We start from the raw sequence: 17,909 nt of genomic DNA on the forward strand, positions 1-17,909 counted from the left end.
ACGCCACCCGTGGGGAGAAGCACTCTTGCAGTTTTTTACCGACAACATTTTTCTGGTTTTGGCGGCCTTCGTGAGCGGTGGCCTGCTGGTCTGGCCCATGGTGGTCCGCAACACCGTGGCCAAAGAGATCAATACCCTGGCGGCCACACAACTCCTCAATGGGCGAGACGCCCTGCTGATCGACCTGCGCGAGACCACCGAGCGCACGCGCGGCCTCATTCCGCAGGCCCGTTCCATTCCCAATTCCACCCTCTCGGGCCAGATCGATGCCCTGAAGAAGGATGTCGCATCGGGGGCATCGGCGCCGCGGCCGGTCATCTTGGTCTGCGCCAGTGGCCGCCGTAGCCTCTCGGCGGGGCGAAGCCTTCGCAAGGCTGGCATTGAAGAGGTCTACAGCCTGGAGGGCGGCTTCGATGCCTGGCAGCAGGCGGGCCTGCCTGTCTCCTCGAAGGGGGCTGCAGCATGAGGCCGGTGGTGATGTACACCACCGCCGTGTGCCCCTTCTGCCAGCGGGCCGAGATGCTGCTCAAGGCCCGCGGTGTGGCGCAGATTGAGAAGATCCGTGTCGACCTCGACCCCGCACAGCGCGATCACATGATGGCCAAAACGGGGCGCCGCACCGTGCCCCAAATTTTCATTGGAGACACCCACGTGGGTGGCTTCGATGACCTCTCAGCCCTCGACCGGGCTGGTGAACTCACGGGGCTGCTGGCCTCTTCCAACTGAAAGCGCCCCATGTCTGATGCCCAAGCAGCCCCCGCGGCTGAGCAAGCCGTTGTCTTCAACCTTCAGCGCGTTTACCTGCGAGACTGCTCCCTCGAGATTCCGCAGGCGCCGCAGATTTTCCTCGACACGTCCGAGCCCCGGCTCGAGTTCGAGATCGACACGACCGAGCAGGAACTTGGCGGCGACATGGTCGAGGTCGGGGTGCGTTGCACGATCACCTGCCGCGTGGGCGATGGCGTGGGCTTCCTGGTTGAGGCCACGCAGGCCGCCATCTTTGAAATTCAGGGCGTGTCGCCCGAGCAGCGAACCCTGCTCAAAGGCATCTCCTGCCCCAACATCGTTTATCCCTACTTGCGCTCGAACATTGCCGACCTGATCCAACGGTCGAGCTTTCCGCCGGTTCACCTCTCAGAGATCAACTGGGAGGGCTTCTTCCAACAGAAGCTCGCCAAGCTGGCGGCCCAGCAGGCGCCCGCGGGCGCCTCCGAGAGTGGCCTCATCCTCCCGCAGTAGGCGGCCACGGTCATGTTGAACGGCCCGGTGCTCGTGCTGGGCGCAGGCGCCTGGGGCACGGCCTTGGCGATTCATCTCGCCCGGCGCCCTGGCCAGGCACCGGTGAGCCTCTGGGCTCGAGACCCCGCCCAGTCCAGCGACCTCGCCGCCCACCGCGAGAACAGGCGGTATCTGCCGGGCCAGGCCTTTCCGCCCGAACTGGCGGTGGCTTCGGTGCTGCGCGATGCCCTGGCCGCCTGGGTGCAGGCTGCCGCATCCCAGCCCGGTGCGCTCCTCATTCTGGCCACGCCGGTGGCGGGACTCTCCGACCTCTCCAAACAGGTGGCTGCCCATGTGAAAAGCCCGCCGGCCGGGGCCGGACTGTTGTGGCTCTCCAAGGGTGTGGCCCAGGGCGATCATGGTGCCTTCACCTGGCCATCAGACCTGGTGTCGGCCTCACTGCCAGGCTGGCCCATGGGCGCCCTGAGTGGGCCCAGTTTTGCCCAGGAGGTGGCCCAAGGCCTGCCCGTGGCGCTGACCTTGGCCAGCACCTCCCTGGCCTGGGCGCGGGCGGCGGCTCGAGGCCTGCACGGCGCCGGCATGCGGGTCTATGCCACCGATGACCTGGTGGGCGTGCAGTTGGGCGGGGCCATCAAGAACGTGCTGGCGATTGCGGCCGGCGCGGCCGACCAAATGGCGCTGGGTGCCAATGCACGGGCGGCACTCATCACCCGGGGTCTTGCGGAGGCGGCCCGACTCGGTGAGGCCATGGGGGCCCAGACCAGCACCTTCATGGGGCTGGCCACCTTGGGTGATCTGGTCCTGACCTGCACGGGGGATCTCTCCCGCAATCGCAGGGTTGGCATGGCCCTGGCCATGGGCAAGACGCTCGATGAGACCCTTCAGGGGTTGGGCCACGTGGCCGAGGGCGTCCGAACCGCGCCGGTGATTCAGGCCCTTGGCAAGGGCCTGGGGGTGGAACTCCCGATCGTGGAGGCCGTTTGTGCGGTGCTCGAGGGCCGCTGGACTGCGCAAGAGGCCCTGCTCGACCTGCTCTCGAGAGAGGCCGTGGACGAGTGATCGTTCGGCCGGTGTGGGACGTTCAGTCGCTCAACTGACCCGTCTGCCGAAGGGCCTCGTAGACCACCACGGCCACGGCATTCGACAAATTCAAGCTTCGGTTTCCTGGCCGCATGGGCAGTCGAAGCCACTGGGTCGGCTCAAACCATGCCCGTTGGGCCTCGGAGAGGCCGGCCGTCTCGGAGCCGAAAATGAGCCAGTCTCCCGACTCGAAGTCATGATCGAACACAGACCGCTGCCCCTTGGTGGTGAGTGCAAGGCACCGCCCAGGGGGTGGCTTCTGTGCGGCCAGAAAGGTGTCCCAGTTGACATGGGTCTGGGCCAGGCAGCGCTCATGGTAGTCGAGACCTGCGCGGCGCATTTTGGCGTCGTCCAGGGGGAAGCCCATCGGCCCCACCAAGTGCAGTGATGCGCCGGTGTTGGCGCAGAGTCGGATGACATTGCCCGTGTTGGGTGGAATCTGTGGCTCAACCAGGACGACGTGGAATGGGGCGTCGGACATGCCGCGATCTTATCGACTGAATGCGCGCGGGCTCGACCACGGCCAGCACGATCGCGCCAACCACCCGGGCCCCCGCGTTTTCCAGCGTGCTGCATGCCGTTGAGAGCGTGGCGCCGGTGGTGAGCACATCATCGACCAGCAGCACGGCCTGGCGGGCGACGGGCGCTCGAACCTGGAACTGGCCGCGCAAGGCCTCGAGCCGCGCGGCTCGGGCCCGCCCCGCCTGCATCGGTGAGCTCGCGGGCTTGTCGAGTATTCGCAGGCCCACCGGGCAACCGCTGAGCCGCCCCAACTGCTTGGCCATTTCTGCGGGCAGGTGAAAGCCTCGGGAGGGGAGTCGGCCCGGGTCGGGCGGCATGGGCACCAGAATGGGCTTGAGCCCCCAGAGGCCAGAGCGCTGCGTCTGCGGCAGCAACCGGGTGAGTTCGCAGGCCGCTGACCAACGCGGCCCGTACTTGGCCCGGCGAATGGCCTCGGCGAGCTGTTCATCGTAGCGGCCTGCTGCCCAGAGCATGAGCGGGGCGCCACACGGCAGGCGGACCGTTCGCCAGCCAGCGCCGGGGCCGGGGCGCAGTGCTGATGCGGCTTGGCCTGGGGAAAAAATGGAAAGAAGCCAGTCTGCGAGAGGCATCGGCCACTATACTCAGCCGCCATGGCAGCAGACACCAGCCGATCGGCGGAGCGAACCGGGCCAAAGGCCCCTGTGATGGGCGTCCACCCAGTCTTGGCGGCGTGGCACGCAGGCCTGGACGAACGGGCGTCGATCATGCGAGTGCCGCCCGGCCGCGCGAGCCGCACCCTGGGCGAACCGCTGCCTGCGTTTGAGGGGCCGTTGGGTCGCATCGACCTGGTCGGCCTGCTGCTCGGTGAAGCAGACCACAAGGCACTCCTGCAGTCGGCGGCAAGCCAATTGCAGGAGGGGGGGCTGCTCATGGTCGCTGGCCTGGGCCCGAGCACCCTGCCGGGCCTGCGTCGCGACATCGGTTGGGCGCCCGAGGCCGTCTCGGCCTGGTGGCCGGACATGCACGACCTTGGGGATTTGCTCGTCCAGGTGGGCCTGGCCGATCCCGTTCTAGAGTCTGAGCGACTCACCCTGTCGTATCGGGATTGGCGACGCGCCCGGGCGGACCTTCGAACCTTTCCCTGGAGACCCCCTCGACAAGCCTGGGCCCATGTGTCCCGCCATGCCTGGGCACCATTGCTGCAGTCGCAAAAAGTGCCCGATGGCCGGATTCTGCTGGAAGTGGAACTCGTCTATGCCCATGCCTGGCGGGTTCCCGCGCGCCGTCGGCCGTCCCCAGAGACACCGGCCCCCGTGCAGTTTATGCCCCGCAACAGGTTTTCCTCGGGTTGAGGCCTTGGCCGTCAATCCTTCCTGACAGCAGGGATGCTTCGCCACATCTGCCAAACGGCATATAATCAGCCACCCGGGGGAATCAGGTCGTTGAAGACGTCCAGATGGGGATGCATGAGCGCAAACACCAATGTCGTGCGGCAGGACCACGACGGCCAAACGGTCTGGATGCTTCGGCGCAACTGCAGCCTCACCCCGAAACAGTTGGTTGGGATCTTCGGGTCTCTGGCGGGGCTGTCCTTGGCGTTCGCGGTCTACTGGGCCAGTCGCGGTGCTTGGGTGGTGGTGCCGTTCGCGGTGGCCGAGTGCTTGGCCTTGGGCGTGGCCTTTCTGGTGTACGCCCGGCATGCATGCGACCACGAGCGGGTGGTGTTGTCGGCCTCCGACGTGTCGGTGGAGGTCGTGCAGGGGCGCCAGCGGCTGATGTCGACGGTGCCGCGGGACTGGTTGCGGGTGGAGTGGCCTGGTGATCGCACCAGTCTGGTCAGCCTCCGATCGGGCAAGCAGGTGGTGCCGCTGGGGCGATTTGTCGATCAGGCGGGCCGCAGGCAGTTTGTTGAAGATTTAAAGCGGGTGCTGGTTGCAGTGCCCACCTGAATCACTTTATTGATGGGAAGAAGACCAAGCATGAATCGGATCTCACTATTGGCCGGCCGACTGTCGGCAGGCTTGTTGGCAGCATCTCTCTCGGCCGTGGCCTTGGCCAACGACATGACCACGCGCTACAACCTGCGCACCCCGGCCTCCGACATGGCCGAAAACCTTTACACCCTCCACAATTTCCTGCTCGTGGTCTGTGTCCTCATCTGCGTGGCCGTCTTTGGTGTGATGTTTTATTCCATCTATGCGCATCGCAAGTCCAAGGGCCATCAGCCCGTAGATTTTCACGAGAGCACCTCGCTGGAAATCGCTTGGACGGTGGTGCCTTTCCTGATCGTTTTGGTCATCGGCATCTATGCCACCCCCATCGTCATGGCCCAGAAAGACACCACCAACGCCGACATCACCGTGAAGGCCACGGGCTACCAGTGGAAGTGGGGCTACGACTACCTCAAGGGCGAGGGCCAGGGCATCGCCTTCTACTCCACCCTCACCACACCGTACGAGCAGCGCATCAATCAGCAGGCCAAAACCCTCAATTACCTCTCCGAGGTGGACAACCCCTTGGTCGTGCCCGTGGGCAAGAAGATTCGTGTGGTCACCACGGCCAACGATGTCATCCACGCCTGGATGGTGCCCGCCTTCGGCGTGAAGCAAGATGCCATTCCTGGTTTTGTGAGAGACACCTGGTTCAAGGCTGAAAAGGTCGGAACCTACAATGGTCACTGTGCAGAGTTGTGTGGCAAAGACCACGCCTTCATGCCGATTGTGGTGAGAGTGGTCACGGCCGAGGAGTACACGGCATGGGTCAATGAACAGAAGTCGAAATCTGCAGCGGTCTCCGGTGCAGCCCTGGCAAAAGTTGAGTAAGGAGAGCAAGCGATGAGTGCAGTTCTGGATCCACACGGCCACGCGGCCGACCACCACGCCCACGACCATCCGCATGGGCTGAGCCGCTGGCTCTTTGCCACGAACCACAAAGACATCGGCACCCTCTACCTCTGGTTCAGCTTCTCGATGCTGATGATCGGTGGCATTCTTGCCCTCGGCATCCGCGCAGAACTCTTTCAGCCCGGGCTGCAGATGATCCAGCCCGAACTGTTCAACCAGCTCACCACCATGCACGGTCTGATCATGGTCTTCGGCGCGATCATGCCGGCCTTCGTGGGCTTTGCGAACTGGATGATCCCACTACAGATTGGCGCCGCGGATATGGCCTTCGCCCGGATGAACAACTTCAGCTTCTGGCTGATGATTCCCGCGGCCATTCTTCTGGTGGCCTCCTTCTTCGTGCCGGGCGGGGCCACGGCCGCCGGATGGACCCTCTATGCGCCGTTGTCCACCCAGATGGGCGCGGGCATGGACATGGCCATTCTTGCGCTGCACCTGCTGGGCGCCTCGTCCATCATGGGTTCGATCAACATCATCACCACCATTTTGAACATGCGGGCGCCGGGCATGACCCTCATGAAGATGCCCATGTTCGTCTGGACCTGGCTGATCACCGCCTACCTGCTGATTGCCGTGATGCCGGTGCTCGCGGGCGCCATCACCATGACCCTCACGGATCGTCACTTCGGCACGAATTTCTTCAATGCTGCAGCCGGCGGTGACCCCGTCATGTACCAGCACATCTTCTGGTTCTTCGGGCATCCTGAGGTCTACATCATGATTCTCCCGGCCTTCGGCATCATCTCGGAGATCATTCCCACCTTCTCGCGCAAGACCCTCTTTGGCTACAGCTCCATGGTCTACGCCACGGCCTCGATCGCCATCCTGTCTTTCGTGGTCTGGGCCCACCACATGTTCACCACGGGCATGCCGCTCACAGGGCAGCTCTTCTTCATGTACGCCACCATGCTGATTGCCGTGCCCACGGGCGTGAAGATCTTCAATTGGCTGGCCACCATGTGGCGCGGCTCGATGACCTTCGAGACCCCAATGCTCTTTGCCATTGGCTTCATCATCGTGTTCACGATCGGCGGCCTGACCGGCATCATCCTCTCGGTGGCCCCGCTCGACATCCAGCTGCATGACACCTACTACGTGGTGGCCCACTTCCATTACGTGCTCGTGGCCGGCTCTCTGTTTGGCCTTTTTGCTGGTGTTTACTACTGGCTGCCCAAGTGGACAGGCCACATGTACGACGAGACCCTCGGCAAGGCCCATTTCTGGCTCTCGATGATCTTTTTCAACATCACCTTCTTCCCCATGCACTTCCTGGGCCTGGCCGGCATGCCGCGTCGTTATGCCGACTACCCCATGCAGTTCGCAGACTTCAATGCGCTGGCCTCGGTGGGTGCCCTGGGCTTTGGCCTGGCGCAACTCCTGCTGCTCTATGTCGTGATCAAGTGCATCAAGGGTGGTCCCAAGGCGGCCGACAACCCCTGGGGCGCGCCGCATGGGCTTGAGTGGAGCGTGCCCTCGCCCGCGCCGTTCCACACCTTTGAAACACCCCCTGTGGTGAAGTGATCGACGCGTCAGACATGCCCTCGAACCGTCAGCCCGCAAACCTGCGCCTGGCCCTGATTCTCTTGTCAGTGGCCGGCGCTTTTTTTGTGGGGATCGTTCTGAAGTTCATCTTCTTTCCGACACACTGAGCGCGATGCAAGCACACCGACCTGACAACACCCGCATGATGGGCAAGCTGCTCATGGTGACGGTTCTGATGTTTGCCTTTGGCTTTGCCCTGGTCCCCTTCTACGAGAAGATCTGTGAGATCACGGGCATCAACATCCTGAGCTCCAAAGAGAAACTCGACTACGCCGAGGCCAAACGGTTCGCAGAAAACACCCAGGTCGACTACAGCCGCAAGGTCTCCGTGGAGTTCGATGCCAATTCCCACGGCACCTGGACCTTCAAGCCACGCAACAATGTGGTCGAGGTGCATCCGGGTGAACTGGTCACCGTGATCTACGAGATCAAGAACCATGAGACAAGAGACATCTCTGGCCAGGCCATTCCGAGCTATGCCCCCAAGCAGTCGGCGGCGCACTTCAAGAAGCTCGAGTGCTTCTGCTTTGAGCAACAGGTTCTGAAGGCCGGCGAGACACGCGAGTTCCCGGTGGTCTTCGTGGTCGCCCCGGAATTGCCCGACGGCATTCGGAACATCACCCTGAGTTACACATTCTTCGAGGTGGGCATCCCAACGGCGCAGGCGCCGTCGTCCACCGTGGTGCGCTGAGGTGTCCGCCCTGGACGAGCTCAAGGTGGCGACCCAGCGTCGGGGCAGTTTTCGTCAGACCCTGGGTGCCGTGCTCTGGTCTTTTTTTGGTGTGCGCAAGGGCTCGGCCCACGATGCCGACATGGCCAGCCTCAACCCGGTGCATGTCATCCTGGTGGGCCTGCTGGCTGGTTTGATATTTGTATTGAGCTTGGTGATACTGGTGCGCGTCATCACCAGTGGATGAGATGAGATGAAAGGGAGTCAGGCATGAGTGCAGCAACCCACGGGGCCGCCCCGTATTACTTTGTTCCGGGGCCCAGCAAGTGGCCGTTGGTGGGCTCGATTGCCATGTTCTTCTTCATGGTGGGCCTCTCCGGTCTCATCAATGAGGCGTCCTACGGCAGCTACAGCCTCGCCCTCGGGTTTGCCATTCTCATTTACATGTTCGTGGGCTGGTTTGCCAATGTCATCCACGAGTCCGAGACCGGCCAGTACAACCACCGGGTCGACGCCAGCTTCCGTTGGAGCATGAGTTGGTTCATCTTCAGCGAAGTCATGTTCTTCGCGGGCTTCTTTGGCGCCTTGTTTTACGCGCGCGTCATCGCCATGCCGTGGCTCGGCGACCTCGACCACAAGGCCTTTCTCTGGCCAGACTTTGTTGCCCAGTGGCCGAATGCGGGTCCCGCTGGCCTGGTGGAGTCCTTCCAGACGATGGGCCCCTTCTGGATCCCCACCATCAACACAGCCCTGCTGCTGGCCTCTGGCGTGACCCTCACCATCGCCCACCATGCCCTTCGTGAGAACCATCGCGAGAAGGTCTTGTTTTGGCTCGGGGCAACGGTGCTCCTTGGTGCCATCTTCATGGGCTTTCAGGCCTATGAGTACATGTATGCCTACTCCGACCTGAACCTGAAGCTCTCGTCTGGCATTTTTGGATCCACCTTCTATCTGCTCACGGGGTTTCACGGCTTTCACGTGACGATCGGCGCCATCATGCTGCTCGTCATCTGGTTCCGAGTACTCAAGGGCCATTTCAAACCAGAGAGCCACTTCGCCTTCGAGGGTGCCGCCTGGTACTGGCACTTCGTGGACGTGGTCTGGCTTGGCCTCTACGTGGTGGTCTACTGGATGTAAGTTGCGCTGGGCGGGCCGCTCGCTCGCCCAACGGGTCCGTTCGCATCATGAGAAGGCCACCCCCCGGTGGCCTTTTTCATCAAAAGCGGTGCTGGGAGGCCTCGATCCAGCCAAGCTGGTGGCTGATCAGGATGCAGAGAAAGAGTGCGATCGACAGGCCGACCCGAATGGCCAGGGCCTTCACGGTTTTGTTGCTCTGGCCCTTGTCACGCATCAGGTAAAAGAGCGCGGAGCCCAAGCTTCCGATGATGCCCAAGAAGGCCAGGGCGATGAAGAGTTTAGACATGGAGTTCCATCTTAATGGGAATCACGGCGACAAAGGCACCACAGGGATTTGGCCCTGCGAGCTGGGTGTGTCTGGCATTGGCGCTGCTCACGCTGGGTCTCGGCCTGTGGCAGTGGGATCGCAGCCTGGAGAAGACCGCGCTCGCGGCCCGTGTGGCCGAGTCTCGGGCCGCCTCGGCCCTGCCGTTTCTACCAGGCCAGGCTAGAGACGCCTTTGCCCAAGCCGCCACGCAAGACCTTGATCGTCGGGTGGCCACGCTGATAGGCCGCTGGCGGGATGACAAGACCCTCTACCTCGACAACCGCGCCCACGAAGGCGCGCCTGGTGTGCACGTGCTCACGCCACTGGTTCTGCAAGATGGCAGCCTGGCCTGGGTCAACCGGGGCTGGGCCCCAAAGGCACCGGGTGAAGCCGACCCTCGGCGTAGCGCCTTCGAGGCCGGCGAATTGCATCGCCCAGACCCGGGGGCTGGCCCTGTTCAACTCGAGGCCGTCGCCATGGCGAGCCTCATGCGTCGCCTCGAACTGCGGTCTGACGCCGCTGACCTGCGCTCCGGTGCACTCTGGCAGAACTTCGAGCCGGCCGCCGCCCAGGATTGGCTTGGAACCGACAAAACCGGAGCGGCCACGCGGACTTGGCCCGTCATCTTCTGGCAGACTTCGGACACTGGCGACGGCCTCCTGCGCCGCATTCCCACCCCCGATCGCGAAGACATCGCCAAGCACGAAGGCTATGCACTGCAGTGGTGGCTGATGAGTGTGGTGGCCTTGGTGTTTGCCTGGCGCCTTCGTCGCGCCGCCGATGCATCCATGTCTTGAACCGCTCCAACGGATAGAACCCATGACCACCACCATGCCCACCCCCACGCCTCGCCGCTCCATGACCATGTTCTGGATGGTGGTGGCTGTTTGTTTGGCCCCCGTGGTGGCCTCTTATTTCTTGTACTACGGCGTGAGGCCTGAAGGCCGCACCAACCACGGCGACCTCGTCGAGCCGCAACGGCCGATTGGCAGCCTGCCCGTGACCACCCTGGTGCGGGCACCGGGTGAGTCCGGCTTTGTGGATGTCTTGGCCGCCCTGTCCAAGGACGACCCGCGTCAGCAGTTGGCCAGTCTCCAAGACTTTCGCGGCCGCTGGCTGTTGATTCGAGTGGGGCCGGCCTCCTGCGGCGAAGTCTGTGAGTCGCAACTCTGGATGACCCGCCAGGTTCGTCTGGCCACCGGCAGAGAAAGAGATCGGGTGGAGCGCCTCTGGATCATCCCCACGGCGCCCAACGCCGCGAGCACCAAGGTGGCCCTGCCGGAGGAACACCTCGGCACCTGGGTTCTGAGTGCCGATGCCGCCGCCCTCGAGGCATGGCCACTGCCAGAGGGCTCCACGGGAGTGGGCTCGCACCTCTGGCTGGTCGATCCACTGGGCAACCTCATGATGCGGTTCCCAGCCGACCCCGATCCTGCGAAAATCAGGTCTGACCTCATGAAGTTGCTCAAAGCATCCCGGATCGGCTAAACCCATGTCCTCCTCCACCGCCGCCTCGCCACTGTCGCTCGCCGCACTGAGCCGACAGTACCTGGCGCTCACCAAGCCGCGCGTCAATCTGCTCATTGGTTTTTGCGCGGTGATCGGCATGTTCCTCTCGGTGCCAGGCATGGTGCCGTGGCAGCCGTTGCTGGCGGGCACCGCCGGCATCACCTTTGTGGCCTTTGCCGCCGCCGCGATCAACTGCCTCGTGGAGTCGCACATCGATGCCAAGATGGCGCGCACGGCCTGGCGGCCGCTGCCCTCTGGAACCCTCACGGTGTCTCAGACCTTGGTCTTCTCGGGGCTCCTGGGCGGCCTGGGCCTCTACATCCTCTTCGTATTTGTGAATGCACTGACGGCCTGGCTCACCCTGGCCACCTTTGTGGGCTACGCCATCATCTACACGCTCATTCTCAAGCCACTCACGCCGCAGAACATCGTGATTGGTGGCGCCTCGGGCGCCATGCCACCCGTGCTCGGCTGGGCCGCAGTCACCGGTGAGACACCGCCAGAGGCATGGATTCTTTTTCTGATCATCTTTGTCTGGACCCCGCCGCATTTTTGGGCGCTGGCTCTCTACCGCACCGATGACTACGCCCGTTCGGGCCTGCCCATGCTGCCCGTCACGCATGGCCCGAAGTACACGCGGCTGCACATCCTGCTCTACACGGTGTTGTTGTTGGCGGTGAGCCTTCTGCCCACGGCCATGGGCCTGTCAGGCTGGCTCTACCTGGTGGCAGCCATTGGGCTCGGCCTGCGCTTCCTGGCCCTGGCCTGGCAGCTCTACCGGGCCTACAGCGAAGCCCTGGCCCGCAAGACCTTCAAGTATTCCATTGCTTACTTGGCCTGGCTCTTTGGAGCCCTCTTGGCCGACCACTACTTGGTGCTGCCCTGATCCTGTAGTTTCTTGGTGAGCCAGGCCTCGACCGACGGGAACACAAACTTGCTCACGTCGCCACCCAGGGTGGCGATCTCCCGAACGATGGAGCCAGAGATGAACTGGTACTGGTCTGAAGGTGTGAGGAACATGGTCTCCACGTCTGGCATGAGGTATCGGTTCATGCCGGCCATCTGAAACTCATACTCAAAATCGGACACGGCCCTCAGCCCACGAATGATCACGTTGGCATCGAGCTCACGGACAAAGTCTTTCAGCAGGCCTTCAAACGGGCGCACCTCGACATTCGGGTAGTGGCTCAGAATTTCCTGGGCAATCTCACAGCGCTCACTCAGGGTAAAGAACGGGTGCTTGGAGCGGCTGTCGGCCACGCCCACCACCAGGCGATCGAAGAGTTTGGCACCGCGGCGCACCAAATCTTCGTGGCCCCGGGTGAAGGGATCGAAGGTTCCTGGGTAGACGGCTGTCTGCATCGCACAAGGATAACCCTTATGCAATGCGCCTTCAGAAAAAATTAAGTGAGTGCTTGCTTGAGCTTTTTCATCGCCGCAGCCTCGATCTGACGAACCCGCTCCGCAGAGATGCCGTGTGCACTGGCGAGCTCGTGCAGGGTGGCGGGCTTGTCGTCCTCGTCGTGAAGCCAGCGGGCCACCAGAATGTCGCGGCTGCGGTCGTCCAGCGTGGACAGTGCTGCGGCGACGCGGGCGCGACCGAGCGCTTCCTCTTGGGCCTCGGCCACGATCTCAGAGGGGTCGGCGCGCTCTGCGGCCAGTGCGGCAATGGGGCCACTGCGCTCCTCGCCATCGACCACCTGCCCCTCCAGGGGGGTGTCGCCGCCATTGAGCCGCTGATCCATCTCCAGCACCTCCTCGGGGGCCACCTGCAGGGTCTGGGCGATCTCCTGGGCCTGCTCGGCCGTGACGCCTGCGTTCGCACCCAAGCTGCGCTTGAGTGAGCGGAGGTTGAAGAAAAGCTTGCGTTGGGCCTTGGTGGTGGCCACCTTCACCATCTGCCAGTTGCGCAGAATGTACTCGTGGATCTCGGCTTTGATCCAATGCAGGGCAAAGGACACCAGCCGAACGCCCCGGGTTGGATCAAAGCGGCGAACGGCCTTCATGAGGCCCAGGTTTCCTTCCTGAATGAGGTCTGCATGCGGCAGCCCATAGCCGAGGTACTGTCGGGACACGGCCACCACGAGGCGTAGGTGCGAGAGCACCAGCTCGCGGGCGGCCTCGAGGTCTTGAAGGGTGCGAAAGCGCAGGGCAAGTTCTTGCTCGCGCTGGGCCGTGAGCAAGGGCATGGTCTGCACGGTGCGCAGGTAGGCCTCCAGGTTGGCACCTGGACTCAGTGGCAGGACGGTCAGAGCGGAATGGGTCATGTGTCTTGTCTCCCCCTGGGTTGACGCCATTTTAGCACTCGACATATGAGAGTGCTAGTCTCATGAAGCCCGCGGTTTTGCCCTAAGATCAGCCACCGTCTGTGGAAAGGCCCCCACCATGAAGTTTCGTTTCCCCATCGTCATCATCGACGAGGACTTTCGCTCCGAGAACACCTCTGGACTGGGCATTCGTGCGCTGGCCGACGCCCTGGAAAAAGAGGGCATGGAGGTGCTGGGTGTCACCAGCTACGGCGACCTCGCCCAATTTGCGCAGCAACAGTCGCGAGCCTCGGCCTTTGTGCTGTCCATCGATGACGAAGAGTTTGGTGCCGGCAGCAAAGAAGAGGTCACCCACGCCCTCCGCAACTTGCGGGCCTTCGTGAGTGAGATTCGATTCCGCAATGCCGAGATCCCCATCTACCTCTATGGAGAGACCAGAACCTCGCGCCACATTCCCAACGATGTGCTGCGCGAATTGCATGGCTTCATTCACATGTTTGAGGACACGCCAGAGTTCGTGGCCCGGCACATCATCCGCGAGGCCAAGTCTTATCTCGATTCCCTCGCGCCCCCATTCTTTCGGGCCCTGCTGCACTACGCGCAGGATGGCTCCTATTCCTGGCACTGCCCCGGCCACTCCGGTGGCGTGGCCTTCCTCAAGGCGCCTGTGGGCCAGATGTTCCACCAGTTCTTTGGCGAGAACATGCTGCGGGCCGATGTCTGCAATGCCGTCGACGAGCTTGGCCAGCTGCTCGACCACACGGGGCCGGTGGCCGAGTCTGAAAAAAACGCAGCCCGCATCTTCAGCGCAGACCACTGCTTCTTTGTAACCAATGGCACCTCGACATCCAACAAGATTGTCTGGCATGCCGCAGTCGCCCCGGGCGACATCGTGGTGGTCGACCGCAACTGCCACAAGAGTGTGCTGCATGCCATCACGATGACGGGTGCCATCCCGGTCTTTCTCATGCCCACCCGCAATCACCTCGGCATCATCGGCCCCATTCCGCTCAGTGAGTTCGAGCCTGCAGCCATCGAGGCCAAGATTCAGAACAACCCATTTGCCAAGGAGGCCTGGGCCAAGGCCAAGGCCAACGGCCAGCCCAAGCCCCGCATCCTCACCATCACGCAGAGCACCTACGACGGTGTGCTCTACAACGTGGAGATGCTCAAGGACGTGCTCGGCAACACCATTGACACCCTGCATTTCGATGAGGCCTGGCTGCCGCATGCGGCCTTTCATGACTTCTACAGAGACATGCATGCGATTGGCAAGGACCGCCCCCGCCCGCATGACCCCATGATCTTCTCGACCCAGTCGACCCACAAACTGCTTGCGGGCCTCTCCCAGGCCTCACAAATTTTGGTGCAGGAGTCAGACACACGGCAGCTCGATCGAGACCTCTTCAACGAGGCCTACCTGATGCACACCTCCACCAGCCCGCAGTACGCCATCATTGCCTCGCTGGATGTGGCGGCGGCCATGATGGAGCCTCCCGGGGGAACCGCACTGGTTGAAGAGAGCATCGTCGAGGCTCTGGACTTTCGACGGGCCATGCGCAAGGTGGAGGACGAGTTCGGTGACAAGGACTGGTGGTTCAAGGTCTGGGGACCGGCCGAGTTTCAGGCCGACAGCGATGGCATGGCCCACCGCGAGCAGTGGGAGCTCAAGCCCAACGATGAATGGCACGGCTTTGAGAACCTCGTGCCGGGCTTCAACATGCTCGACCCGATCAAGGCCACCATCGTCACGCCAGGCCTGAACATCAAGGGCGAGTTCGACGCCCAGGGCATTCCGGCCTCGGTCGTCACCAAGTATCTGGCCGAACACGGCGTGATCGTCGAGAAGACAGGCCTCTACTCGTTCTTCATCATGTTCACGATTGGCATCACCAAGGGGCGCTGGAACACGCTGCTCACGGCCCTACAGCAGTTCAAGGACGACTACGACAAGAACCAGCCCATGTGGCGGGTGATCCCCGAGTTCTGTGCGGCCCAGCCCAAGTACGAACGCGTGGGCCTTCGAGACCTCTGCCAGCAGCTACACGACACCTACAAGTCTTATGACATCGCCCGGCTCACCACCGAGATGTACACCTCCAACATGGAGCCGGCCATGAAGCCTGCAGATGCCTTTGCATCGGTGGCCCATCGCAAGACCGAGCGTGTACCCATCGATGACCTCGAGGGCCGCATCACGACGAGCCTGCTCACGCCCTATCCGCCAGGCATTCCATTGCTCATTCCAGGAGAGCGCTTCAATCGGACCATCGTGCGTTATTTGCAGTTTGCGCGTGAGTTCAATGCCGCCTTCCCAGGCTTTGAGGCGGACATCCACGGGCTGGTGGAACAAGACCGCAACGGCGAGCGCGCTTACTTCGTGGACTGCGTGCCGCAGTCTTAAGACTGGACCAGTGCGGCTGCGAAGGCCTTGGGGTCAAAGGGCTGCAGGTCTTCAATGCCTTCCCCCACGCCCACGAACTGCACGGGAATGGGCCGCTCCTGGGCCAGAGCCAGCAGGACACCGCCCTTGGCCGTGCCATCGAGCTTGGTGACCATGAGGCCGGTCAGCCCCAGCGCATCGTCGAAGGCCTTGGTCTGTGCCACGGCGTTCTGACCGGTGCCGCCATCGACGACCAGCCAGGTCTCGTGGGGCGCGCCGGCCATGGCCTTGCCCATCACCCGCTTCACCTTTTTGAGTTCCTCCATGAGGTGCAGTTGGGTGGGCAGCCGGCCAGCGGTGTCGACCATCACCAGGCTCGCGCCGCGGGCATCACCGGCCTTGATGGCATCGAAGGCCACGGCCGCGGGGTCGCCCTGGGCCTGTGCAATAACGTCCACGCCATTGCGACTTCCCCAGGCCTGGAGCTGCTCTTGGGCTGCAGCCCGGAAGGTGTCTCCGGCCGCCAGCAGCACTTTTTCGCCTTGGGCCTGGAAGTGGTGGGCCAGCTTGCCGATGGAGGTGGTCTTTCCTGCACCGTTGACACCAACCACCATGAGCACCCGGGGCCCGGCTGCGGGGCCGGGCTGCCTCACAGATGACAGGCTGGCCAGTCGAGATGCGAGCAGTTCAATGAGTCGATCGGCCAGTGCCTCAGGGTTGGCTGTGGGGTCGACGGGCGAGGACCGCAGGCTTTGGCGCAGACTTGCGACAAGGTCTTGGCTGGTGCGGGCCCCCGCATCTGCCATGATCAGGGCTGATTCAACCTCTTCAAACCAGTCGTCGTCGATCACCGGCCGCCCAATGAGACGGCCGAGCGCGGCGCGGGTCTTGGAGAGGCCCGACTTGAGTCGGGAGAAACCGCCGGTGTTGAGGAACCCAATCATGGATGGAGTGGTCTTTTTCGAGATGAGAACAAGCAAACGAGCCGTTGCGGCCATTGTAGGCGCCTTGATCACCCTGATGCTGCCGGCTGCGGCGCGCAGCATGCAGTCCACACCAAGCCTCGACCAGACCCTTGCCAATGGTCTGCGGGTGGTGGTCTTTGAAGACCGCCGTGCGCCGACTGCCCTGCACATGGTCTGGATCAAGGCCGGCTCCATGGACGAGCAGCCCGGCAAGACAGGCCTGGCCCACGTGCTCGAGCACATGATGTTCAAGGGCACCAAGACCCTGGCTGCTGGTGAGTTCAGCCGCCGCGTGGCCGCCCTGGGTGGCCGCGAGAATGCCTTCACATCTCGGGAGTACACCGGCTACTTTCAGCAGGTTCATCGCGATGCCCTCTTCGATGTCATGGCCCTGGAGGCCGACCGCATGCAGAACCTGCAGTTCACCAACGAGGAGTTCGCCAAGGAGATCCTGGTGGTGATGGAGGAGCGGCGCCTTCGCACCGACGACAGCCCGTCAGGCCTGGCCTATGAGGCCCTGATGTCGCGGGCGTTTGTGGCGTCGCCAGTGCGACACCCCATCATTGGCTGGATGGCAGACTTGAAGGCCCTCACACCCGATGATGCCCGTGGCTGGTACGACCAGTGGTATGCCCCCAACAATGCCACCGTGGTGGTCGCAGGCGATGTCGATGCACAGGCGGTCTTGGCCGAGGTGGAGCGCCTCTACAAAAATTGGTCTCCAAAGACCTTGCCAATGTCCTCGGCTGTGGTTGAGCCCAAGCAGTTGGGTGCGCGTGAGGCGCAGGTCTCTGCGCCGGCTGAGAATGCCTTCTTCTTTAAAGCCTGGCGGGCGCCCACCCTGGGCCCAGCCGATGGCCCAGTCTCCCCGGACAACCCCGTGGCCCGGGATGTCGTGGCGCTTGGGGTCTTGTCGACCCTGCTCGACCATCCTGATTTTGGGCGGCTACAGCGTGGGCTCGTGCGCGAGAGTCGGCGCGCCGTGAGCGTGGGCACACAGGCCGACGCCGTGTCTCGAGGGCCAGGACTTTTCTTGGTGGAGGCCACGCCCGCCAAGGGTGTCGGTGTGAGGGAGGTCCTTCGCGATGTCGAGGCCGAACTGGCCAAGATTGCTTCCCAGGGGGTGTCTCAGGACGAGCTCAATCTCATTCGCAGGCAGGCCAAGGCCTCGCAGGTCTACAAGCAAGACTCGCTCTTCTCAAAGGCGATGGAGGTGGGCCGCCTGGTCACTGCGGGCCGGCCCCTGGCCGATGCCACCGACTGGCTGCAGCTGCTCGACGCCATCACGCCCGAGGATGTGCAACGCGTGGCCAAGACCATCTTCCAGGACGACCAGTCCACGCTCATCGAACTGCTGCCGCAGCCATTGGACACCGCCAGCCGTCGGGGCTTTGCAGCCCCCGTGCTGCGGCACTGAGGAGAGA

At 63.0% G+C, this 17,909-nt stretch carries 22 protein-coding genes and 1 pseudogene; 17 read left to right on the forward strand and 6 right to left on the reverse strand.

The genetic code is table 11. The features are described 5' to 3' along the window. Nucleotides 1–25 precede the first annotated feature (25 nt). The 4 genes from AC8GDA_RS00385 to AC8GDA_RS00400 are packed head-to-tail and all read left to right on the forward strand — an operon-like array spanning nucleotide 26 to nucleotide 2,298. On the forward strand, nucleotides 26–466 hold the full coding sequence (locus AC8GDA_RS00385) for a rhodanese-like domain-containing protein (RefSeq protein WP_506556356.1): 441 nt from the start codon (nucleotides 26–28) through the stop codon (nucleotides 464–466). Continuing rightward, nucleotides 463–726: a glutaredoxin 3 gene (grxC, locus tag AC8GDA_RS00390; protein WP_506556357.1), complete on the forward strand. Its 264-nt coding sequence runs from the start codon at nucleotides 463–465 to the stop codon at nucleotides 724–726. Before AC8GDA_RS00385 ends, grxC begins: the two co-directional genes overlap by 4 nt. A 9-nt stretch (nucleotides 727–735) precedes the next feature. Continuing rightward, entirely contained in the window at nucleotides 736–1,239 is a 504-nt protein-coding gene (gene secB, locus AC8GDA_RS00395) for a protein-export chaperone SecB (RefSeq protein WP_506556358.1), read from the forward strand. Nucleotides 1,240–1,251: 12 nt separating this feature from the next. Continuing rightward, the gene (locus tag AC8GDA_RS00400; RefSeq protein ID WP_506556359.1) at nucleotides 1,252–2,298 is read left to right on the forward strand and encodes an NAD(P)H-dependent glycerol-3-phosphate dehydrogenase; all 1,047 of its coding nucleotides are present in this window, start codon (nucleotides 1,252–1,254) and stop codon (nucleotides 2,296–2,298) included. A gap of 22 nt (nucleotides 2,299–2,320) precedes the next feature. Here the strand turns inward: AC8GDA_RS00400 and AC8GDA_RS00405 are convergent, their stop codons facing one another. Further along, nucleotides 2,321–2,800 (reverse strand): tRNA (cytidine(34)-2'-O)-methyltransferase, encoded by a 480-nt coding sequence (locus AC8GDA_RS00405; RefSeq protein WP_506556360.1) that lies wholly within the window; start codon nucleotides 2,798–2,800, stop codon nucleotides 2,321–2,323. Next, nucleotides 2,766–3,431 (reverse strand): ComF family protein, encoded by a 666-nt coding sequence (locus AC8GDA_RS00410; RefSeq protein WP_506556361.1) that lies wholly within the window; start codon nucleotides 3,429–3,431, stop codon nucleotides 2,766–2,768. Before AC8GDA_RS00410 ends, AC8GDA_RS00405 begins: the two co-directional genes overlap by 35 nt. Before the next feature lie 21 nt (nucleotides 3,432–3,452). On the opposite strand from AC8GDA_RS00410, the gene AC8GDA_RS00415 reads away from it, so the two are divergent. The 8 genes and pseudogenes from AC8GDA_RS00415 (at nucleotide 3,453) to AC8GDA_RS00450 (ending at nucleotide 9,054) form a co-directional block, all read left to right on the forward strand. Continuing rightward, a complete protein-coding gene (locus AC8GDA_RS00415; RefSeq protein WP_506556362.1) occupies nucleotides 3,453–4,154 on the forward strand; it encodes a hypothetical protein in 702 nt (233 codons plus the stop codon). A 114-nt stretch (nucleotides 4,155–4,268) separates the two neighbouring features. After that, nucleotides 4,269–4,751, forward strand: coding sequence for a DUF2244 domain-containing protein (locus AC8GDA_RS00420; RefSeq protein ID WP_506556363.1), 483 nt, complete (start codon nucleotides 4,269–4,271; stop codon nucleotides 4,749–4,751). Between the two features lie 30 nt (nucleotides 4,752–4,781). After that, nucleotides 4,782–5,591: pseudogene (gene coxB / locus AC8GDA_RS00425) on the forward strand (cytochrome c oxidase subunit II); the annotation flags it as partial. A gap of 45 nt (nucleotides 5,592–5,636) precedes the next feature. After that, nucleotides 5,637–7,226 (forward strand): cytochrome c oxidase subunit I, encoded by a 1,590-nt coding sequence (gene ctaD, locus AC8GDA_RS00430; RefSeq protein WP_506556364.1) that lies wholly within the window; start codon nucleotides 5,637–5,639, stop codon nucleotides 7,224–7,226. Further along, the gene (locus tag AC8GDA_RS00435) at nucleotides 7,223–7,354 is read left to right on the forward strand and encodes a cytochrome oxidase small assembly protein (protein ID WP_506556365.1); all 132 of its coding nucleotides are present in this window, start codon (nucleotides 7,223–7,225) and stop codon (nucleotides 7,352–7,354) included. The genes ctaD and AC8GDA_RS00435 overlap by 4 nt, the downstream gene beginning before the upstream one ends. A gap of 5 nt (nucleotides 7,355–7,359) precedes the next feature. Continuing rightward, complete coding sequence (locus AC8GDA_RS00440; RefSeq protein ID WP_506556366.1) at nucleotides 7,360–7,938, forward strand: cytochrome c oxidase assembly protein; 579 nt, start codon at nucleotides 7,360–7,362, stop codon at nucleotides 7,936–7,938. 10 nt (nucleotides 7,939–7,948) lie between these two features. Beyond that, the gene (locus tag AC8GDA_RS00445; protein WP_506557159.1) at nucleotides 7,949–8,164 is read left to right on the forward strand and encodes a DUF2970 domain-containing protein; all 216 of its coding nucleotides are present in this window, start codon (nucleotides 7,949–7,951) and stop codon (nucleotides 8,162–8,164) included. 23 nt (nucleotides 8,165–8,187) lie between these two features. Then, nucleotides 8,188–9,054, forward strand: coding sequence for a cytochrome c oxidase subunit 3 (locus AC8GDA_RS00450; protein WP_506556367.1), 867 nt, complete (start codon nucleotides 8,188–8,190; stop codon nucleotides 9,052–9,054). Between the two features lie 79 nt (nucleotides 9,055–9,133). On the opposite strand, the gene AC8GDA_RS00455 is transcribed toward AC8GDA_RS00450, so the two are convergent. Continuing rightward, the gene (locus AC8GDA_RS00455) at nucleotides 9,134–9,340 is read right to left on the reverse strand and encodes a twin transmembrane helix small protein (protein WP_506556368.1); all 207 of its coding nucleotides are present in this window, start codon (nucleotides 9,338–9,340) and stop codon (nucleotides 9,134–9,136) included. A gap of 14 nt (nucleotides 9,341–9,354) precedes the next feature. Here AC8GDA_RS00455 and AC8GDA_RS00460 point away from each other — a divergent pair, with 14 nt between their 5' ends. From AC8GDA_RS00460 to cyoE, 3 genes are read left to right on the forward strand one after another with little or no spacing between them, the layout of a single operon-like run. Further along, nucleotides 9,355–10,158 carry an SURF1 family protein gene (locus AC8GDA_RS00460; protein ID WP_506556369.1) on the forward strand — a complete coding sequence of 268 codons (804 nt, stop codon included), beginning with the start codon at nucleotides 9,355–9,357 and terminating at the stop codon, nucleotides 10,156–10,158. A 22-nt stretch (nucleotides 10,159–10,180) separates the two neighbouring features. Then, nucleotides 10,181–10,849, forward strand: coding sequence for an SCO family protein (locus tag AC8GDA_RS00465; RefSeq protein ID WP_506556370.1), 669 nt, complete (start codon nucleotides 10,181–10,183; stop codon nucleotides 10,847–10,849). Between the two features lie 4 nt (nucleotides 10,850–10,853). Further along, the gene (gene cyoE / locus AC8GDA_RS00470; protein WP_506556371.1) at nucleotides 10,854–11,756 is read left to right on the forward strand and encodes a heme o synthase; all 903 of its coding nucleotides are present in this window, start codon (nucleotides 10,854–10,856) and stop codon (nucleotides 11,754–11,756) included. On the opposite strand, the gene coaD is transcribed toward cyoE, so the two are convergent. Continuing rightward, nucleotides 11,738–12,232, reverse strand: a complete 495-nt coding sequence (gene coaD, locus AC8GDA_RS00475; protein ID WP_506556372.1) for a pantetheine-phosphate adenylyltransferase — start codon at nucleotides 12,230–12,232, stop codon at nucleotides 11,738–11,740. The two genes, cyoE and coaD, sit on opposite strands and share 19 nt — an antisense overlap. A gap of 41 nt (nucleotides 12,233–12,273) precedes the next feature. After that, a complete protein-coding gene (gene rpoH, locus AC8GDA_RS00480) occupies nucleotides 12,274–13,167 on the reverse strand; it encodes an RNA polymerase sigma factor RpoH (protein ID WP_506556373.1) in 894 nt (297 codons plus the stop codon). An 88-nt stretch (nucleotides 13,168–13,255) separates the two neighbouring features. On the opposite strand from rpoH, the gene AC8GDA_RS00485 reads away from it, so the two are divergent. Next, nucleotides 13,256–15,541, forward strand: a complete 2,286-nt coding sequence (locus AC8GDA_RS00485) for an Orn/Lys/Arg family decarboxylase (protein WP_506556374.1) — start codon at nucleotides 13,256–13,258, stop codon at nucleotides 15,539–15,541. Here AC8GDA_RS00485 and ftsY read toward each other — a convergent pair. Then, nucleotides 15,538–16,464: a signal recognition particle-docking protein FtsY gene (gene ftsY / locus AC8GDA_RS00490; RefSeq protein WP_506556375.1), complete on the reverse strand. Its 927-nt coding sequence runs from the start codon at nucleotides 16,462–16,464 to the stop codon at nucleotides 15,538–15,540. The two genes, AC8GDA_RS00485 and ftsY, sit on opposite strands and share 4 nt — an antisense overlap. Before the next feature lie 22 nt (nucleotides 16,465–16,486). Between ftsY and AC8GDA_RS00495 the strand changes: the two genes are divergently transcribed. Next, nucleotides 16,487–17,902, forward strand: coding sequence for a M16 family metallopeptidase (locus AC8GDA_RS00495; protein ID WP_506556376.1), 1,416 nt, complete (start codon nucleotides 16,487–16,489; stop codon nucleotides 17,900–17,902). The last annotated feature ends 7 nt before the right edge of the window (nucleotides 17,903–17,909 follow it).

The sequence above is a fragment of the Hahnella aquatica (SeqCode) genome, from assembly GCF_965194505.1.
Lineage (GTDB): Bacteria > Pseudomonadota > Gammaproteobacteria > Burkholderiales > Burkholderiaceae_A > Hahnella > Hahnella aquatica.

What these genes read in the sequence shown, in the direction of transcription:
- grxC (WP_506556357.1), top strand. Translation starts at nt 463, where the DNA reads ATGAGGCCGGTGGTGATGTACACCACCGCCGTGTGCCCCTTCTGCCAG.
- secB (WP_506556358.1), top strand. Translation starts at nt 736, where the DNA reads ATGTCTGATGCCCAAGCAGCCCCCGCGGCTGAGCAAGCCGTTGTCTTC.
- AC8GDA_RS00400 (WP_506556359.1), top strand. Translation starts at nt 1,252, where the DNA reads ATGTTGAACGGCCCGGTGCTCGTGCTGGGCGCAGGCGCCTGGGGCACG.
- AC8GDA_RS00405 (WP_506556360.1), bottom strand. Translation starts at nt 2,800, where the DNA reads ATGTCCGACGCCCCATTCCACGTCGTCCTGGTTGAGCCACAGATTCCA.
- AC8GDA_RS00410 (WP_506556361.1), bottom strand. Translation starts at nt 3,431, where the DNA reads ATGCCTCTCGCAGACTGGCTTCTTTCCATTTTTTCCCCAGGCCAAGCC.
- AC8GDA_RS00415 (WP_506556362.1), top strand. Translation starts at nt 3,453, where the DNA reads ATGGCAGCAGACACCAGCCGATCGGCGGAGCGAACCGGGCCAAAGGCC.
- AC8GDA_RS00420 (WP_506556363.1), top strand. Translation starts at nt 4,269, where the DNA reads ATGAGCGCAAACACCAATGTCGTGCGGCAGGACCACGACGGCCAAACG.
- ctaD (WP_506556364.1), top strand. Translation starts at nt 5,637, where the DNA reads ATGAGTGCAGTTCTGGATCCACACGGCCACGCGGCCGACCACCACGCC.
- AC8GDA_RS00440 (WP_506556366.1), top strand. Translation starts at nt 7,360, where the DNA reads ATGCAAGCACACCGACCTGACAACACCCGCATGATGGGCAAGCTGCTC.
- AC8GDA_RS00450 (WP_506556367.1), top strand. Translation starts at nt 8,188, where the DNA reads ATGAGTGCAGCAACCCACGGGGCCGCCCCGTATTACTTTGTTCCGGGG.
- AC8GDA_RS00455 (WP_506556368.1), bottom strand. Translation starts at nt 9,340, where the DNA reads ATGTCTAAACTCTTCATCGCCCTGGCCTTCTTGGGCATCATCGGAAGC.
- AC8GDA_RS00460 (WP_506556369.1), top strand. Translation starts at nt 9,355, where the DNA reads ATGGGAATCACGGCGACAAAGGCACCACAGGGATTTGGCCCTGCGAGC.
- AC8GDA_RS00465 (WP_506556370.1), top strand. Translation starts at nt 10,181, where the DNA reads ATGACCACCACCATGCCCACCCCCACGCCTCGCCGCTCCATGACCATG.
- cyoE (WP_506556371.1), top strand. Translation starts at nt 10,854, where the DNA reads ATGTCCTCCTCCACCGCCGCCTCGCCACTGTCGCTCGCCGCACTGAGC.
- coaD (WP_506556372.1), bottom strand. Translation starts at nt 12,232, where the DNA reads ATGCAGACAGCCGTCTACCCAGGAACCTTCGATCCCTTCACCCGGGGC.
- rpoH (WP_506556373.1), bottom strand. Translation starts at nt 13,167, where the DNA reads ATGGCGTCAACCCAGGGGGAGACAAGACACATGACCCATTCCGCTCTG.
- AC8GDA_RS00485 (WP_506556374.1), top strand. Translation starts at nt 13,256, where the DNA reads ATGAAGTTTCGTTTCCCCATCGTCATCATCGACGAGGACTTTCGCTCC.
- ftsY (WP_506556375.1), bottom strand. Translation starts at nt 16,464, where the DNA reads ATGATTGGGTTCCTCAACACCGGCGGTTTCTCCCGACTCAAGTCGGGC.
- AC8GDA_RS00495 (WP_506556376.1), top strand. Translation starts at nt 16,487, where the DNA reads ATGAGAACAAGCAAACGAGCCGTTGCGGCCATTGTAGGCGCCTTGATC.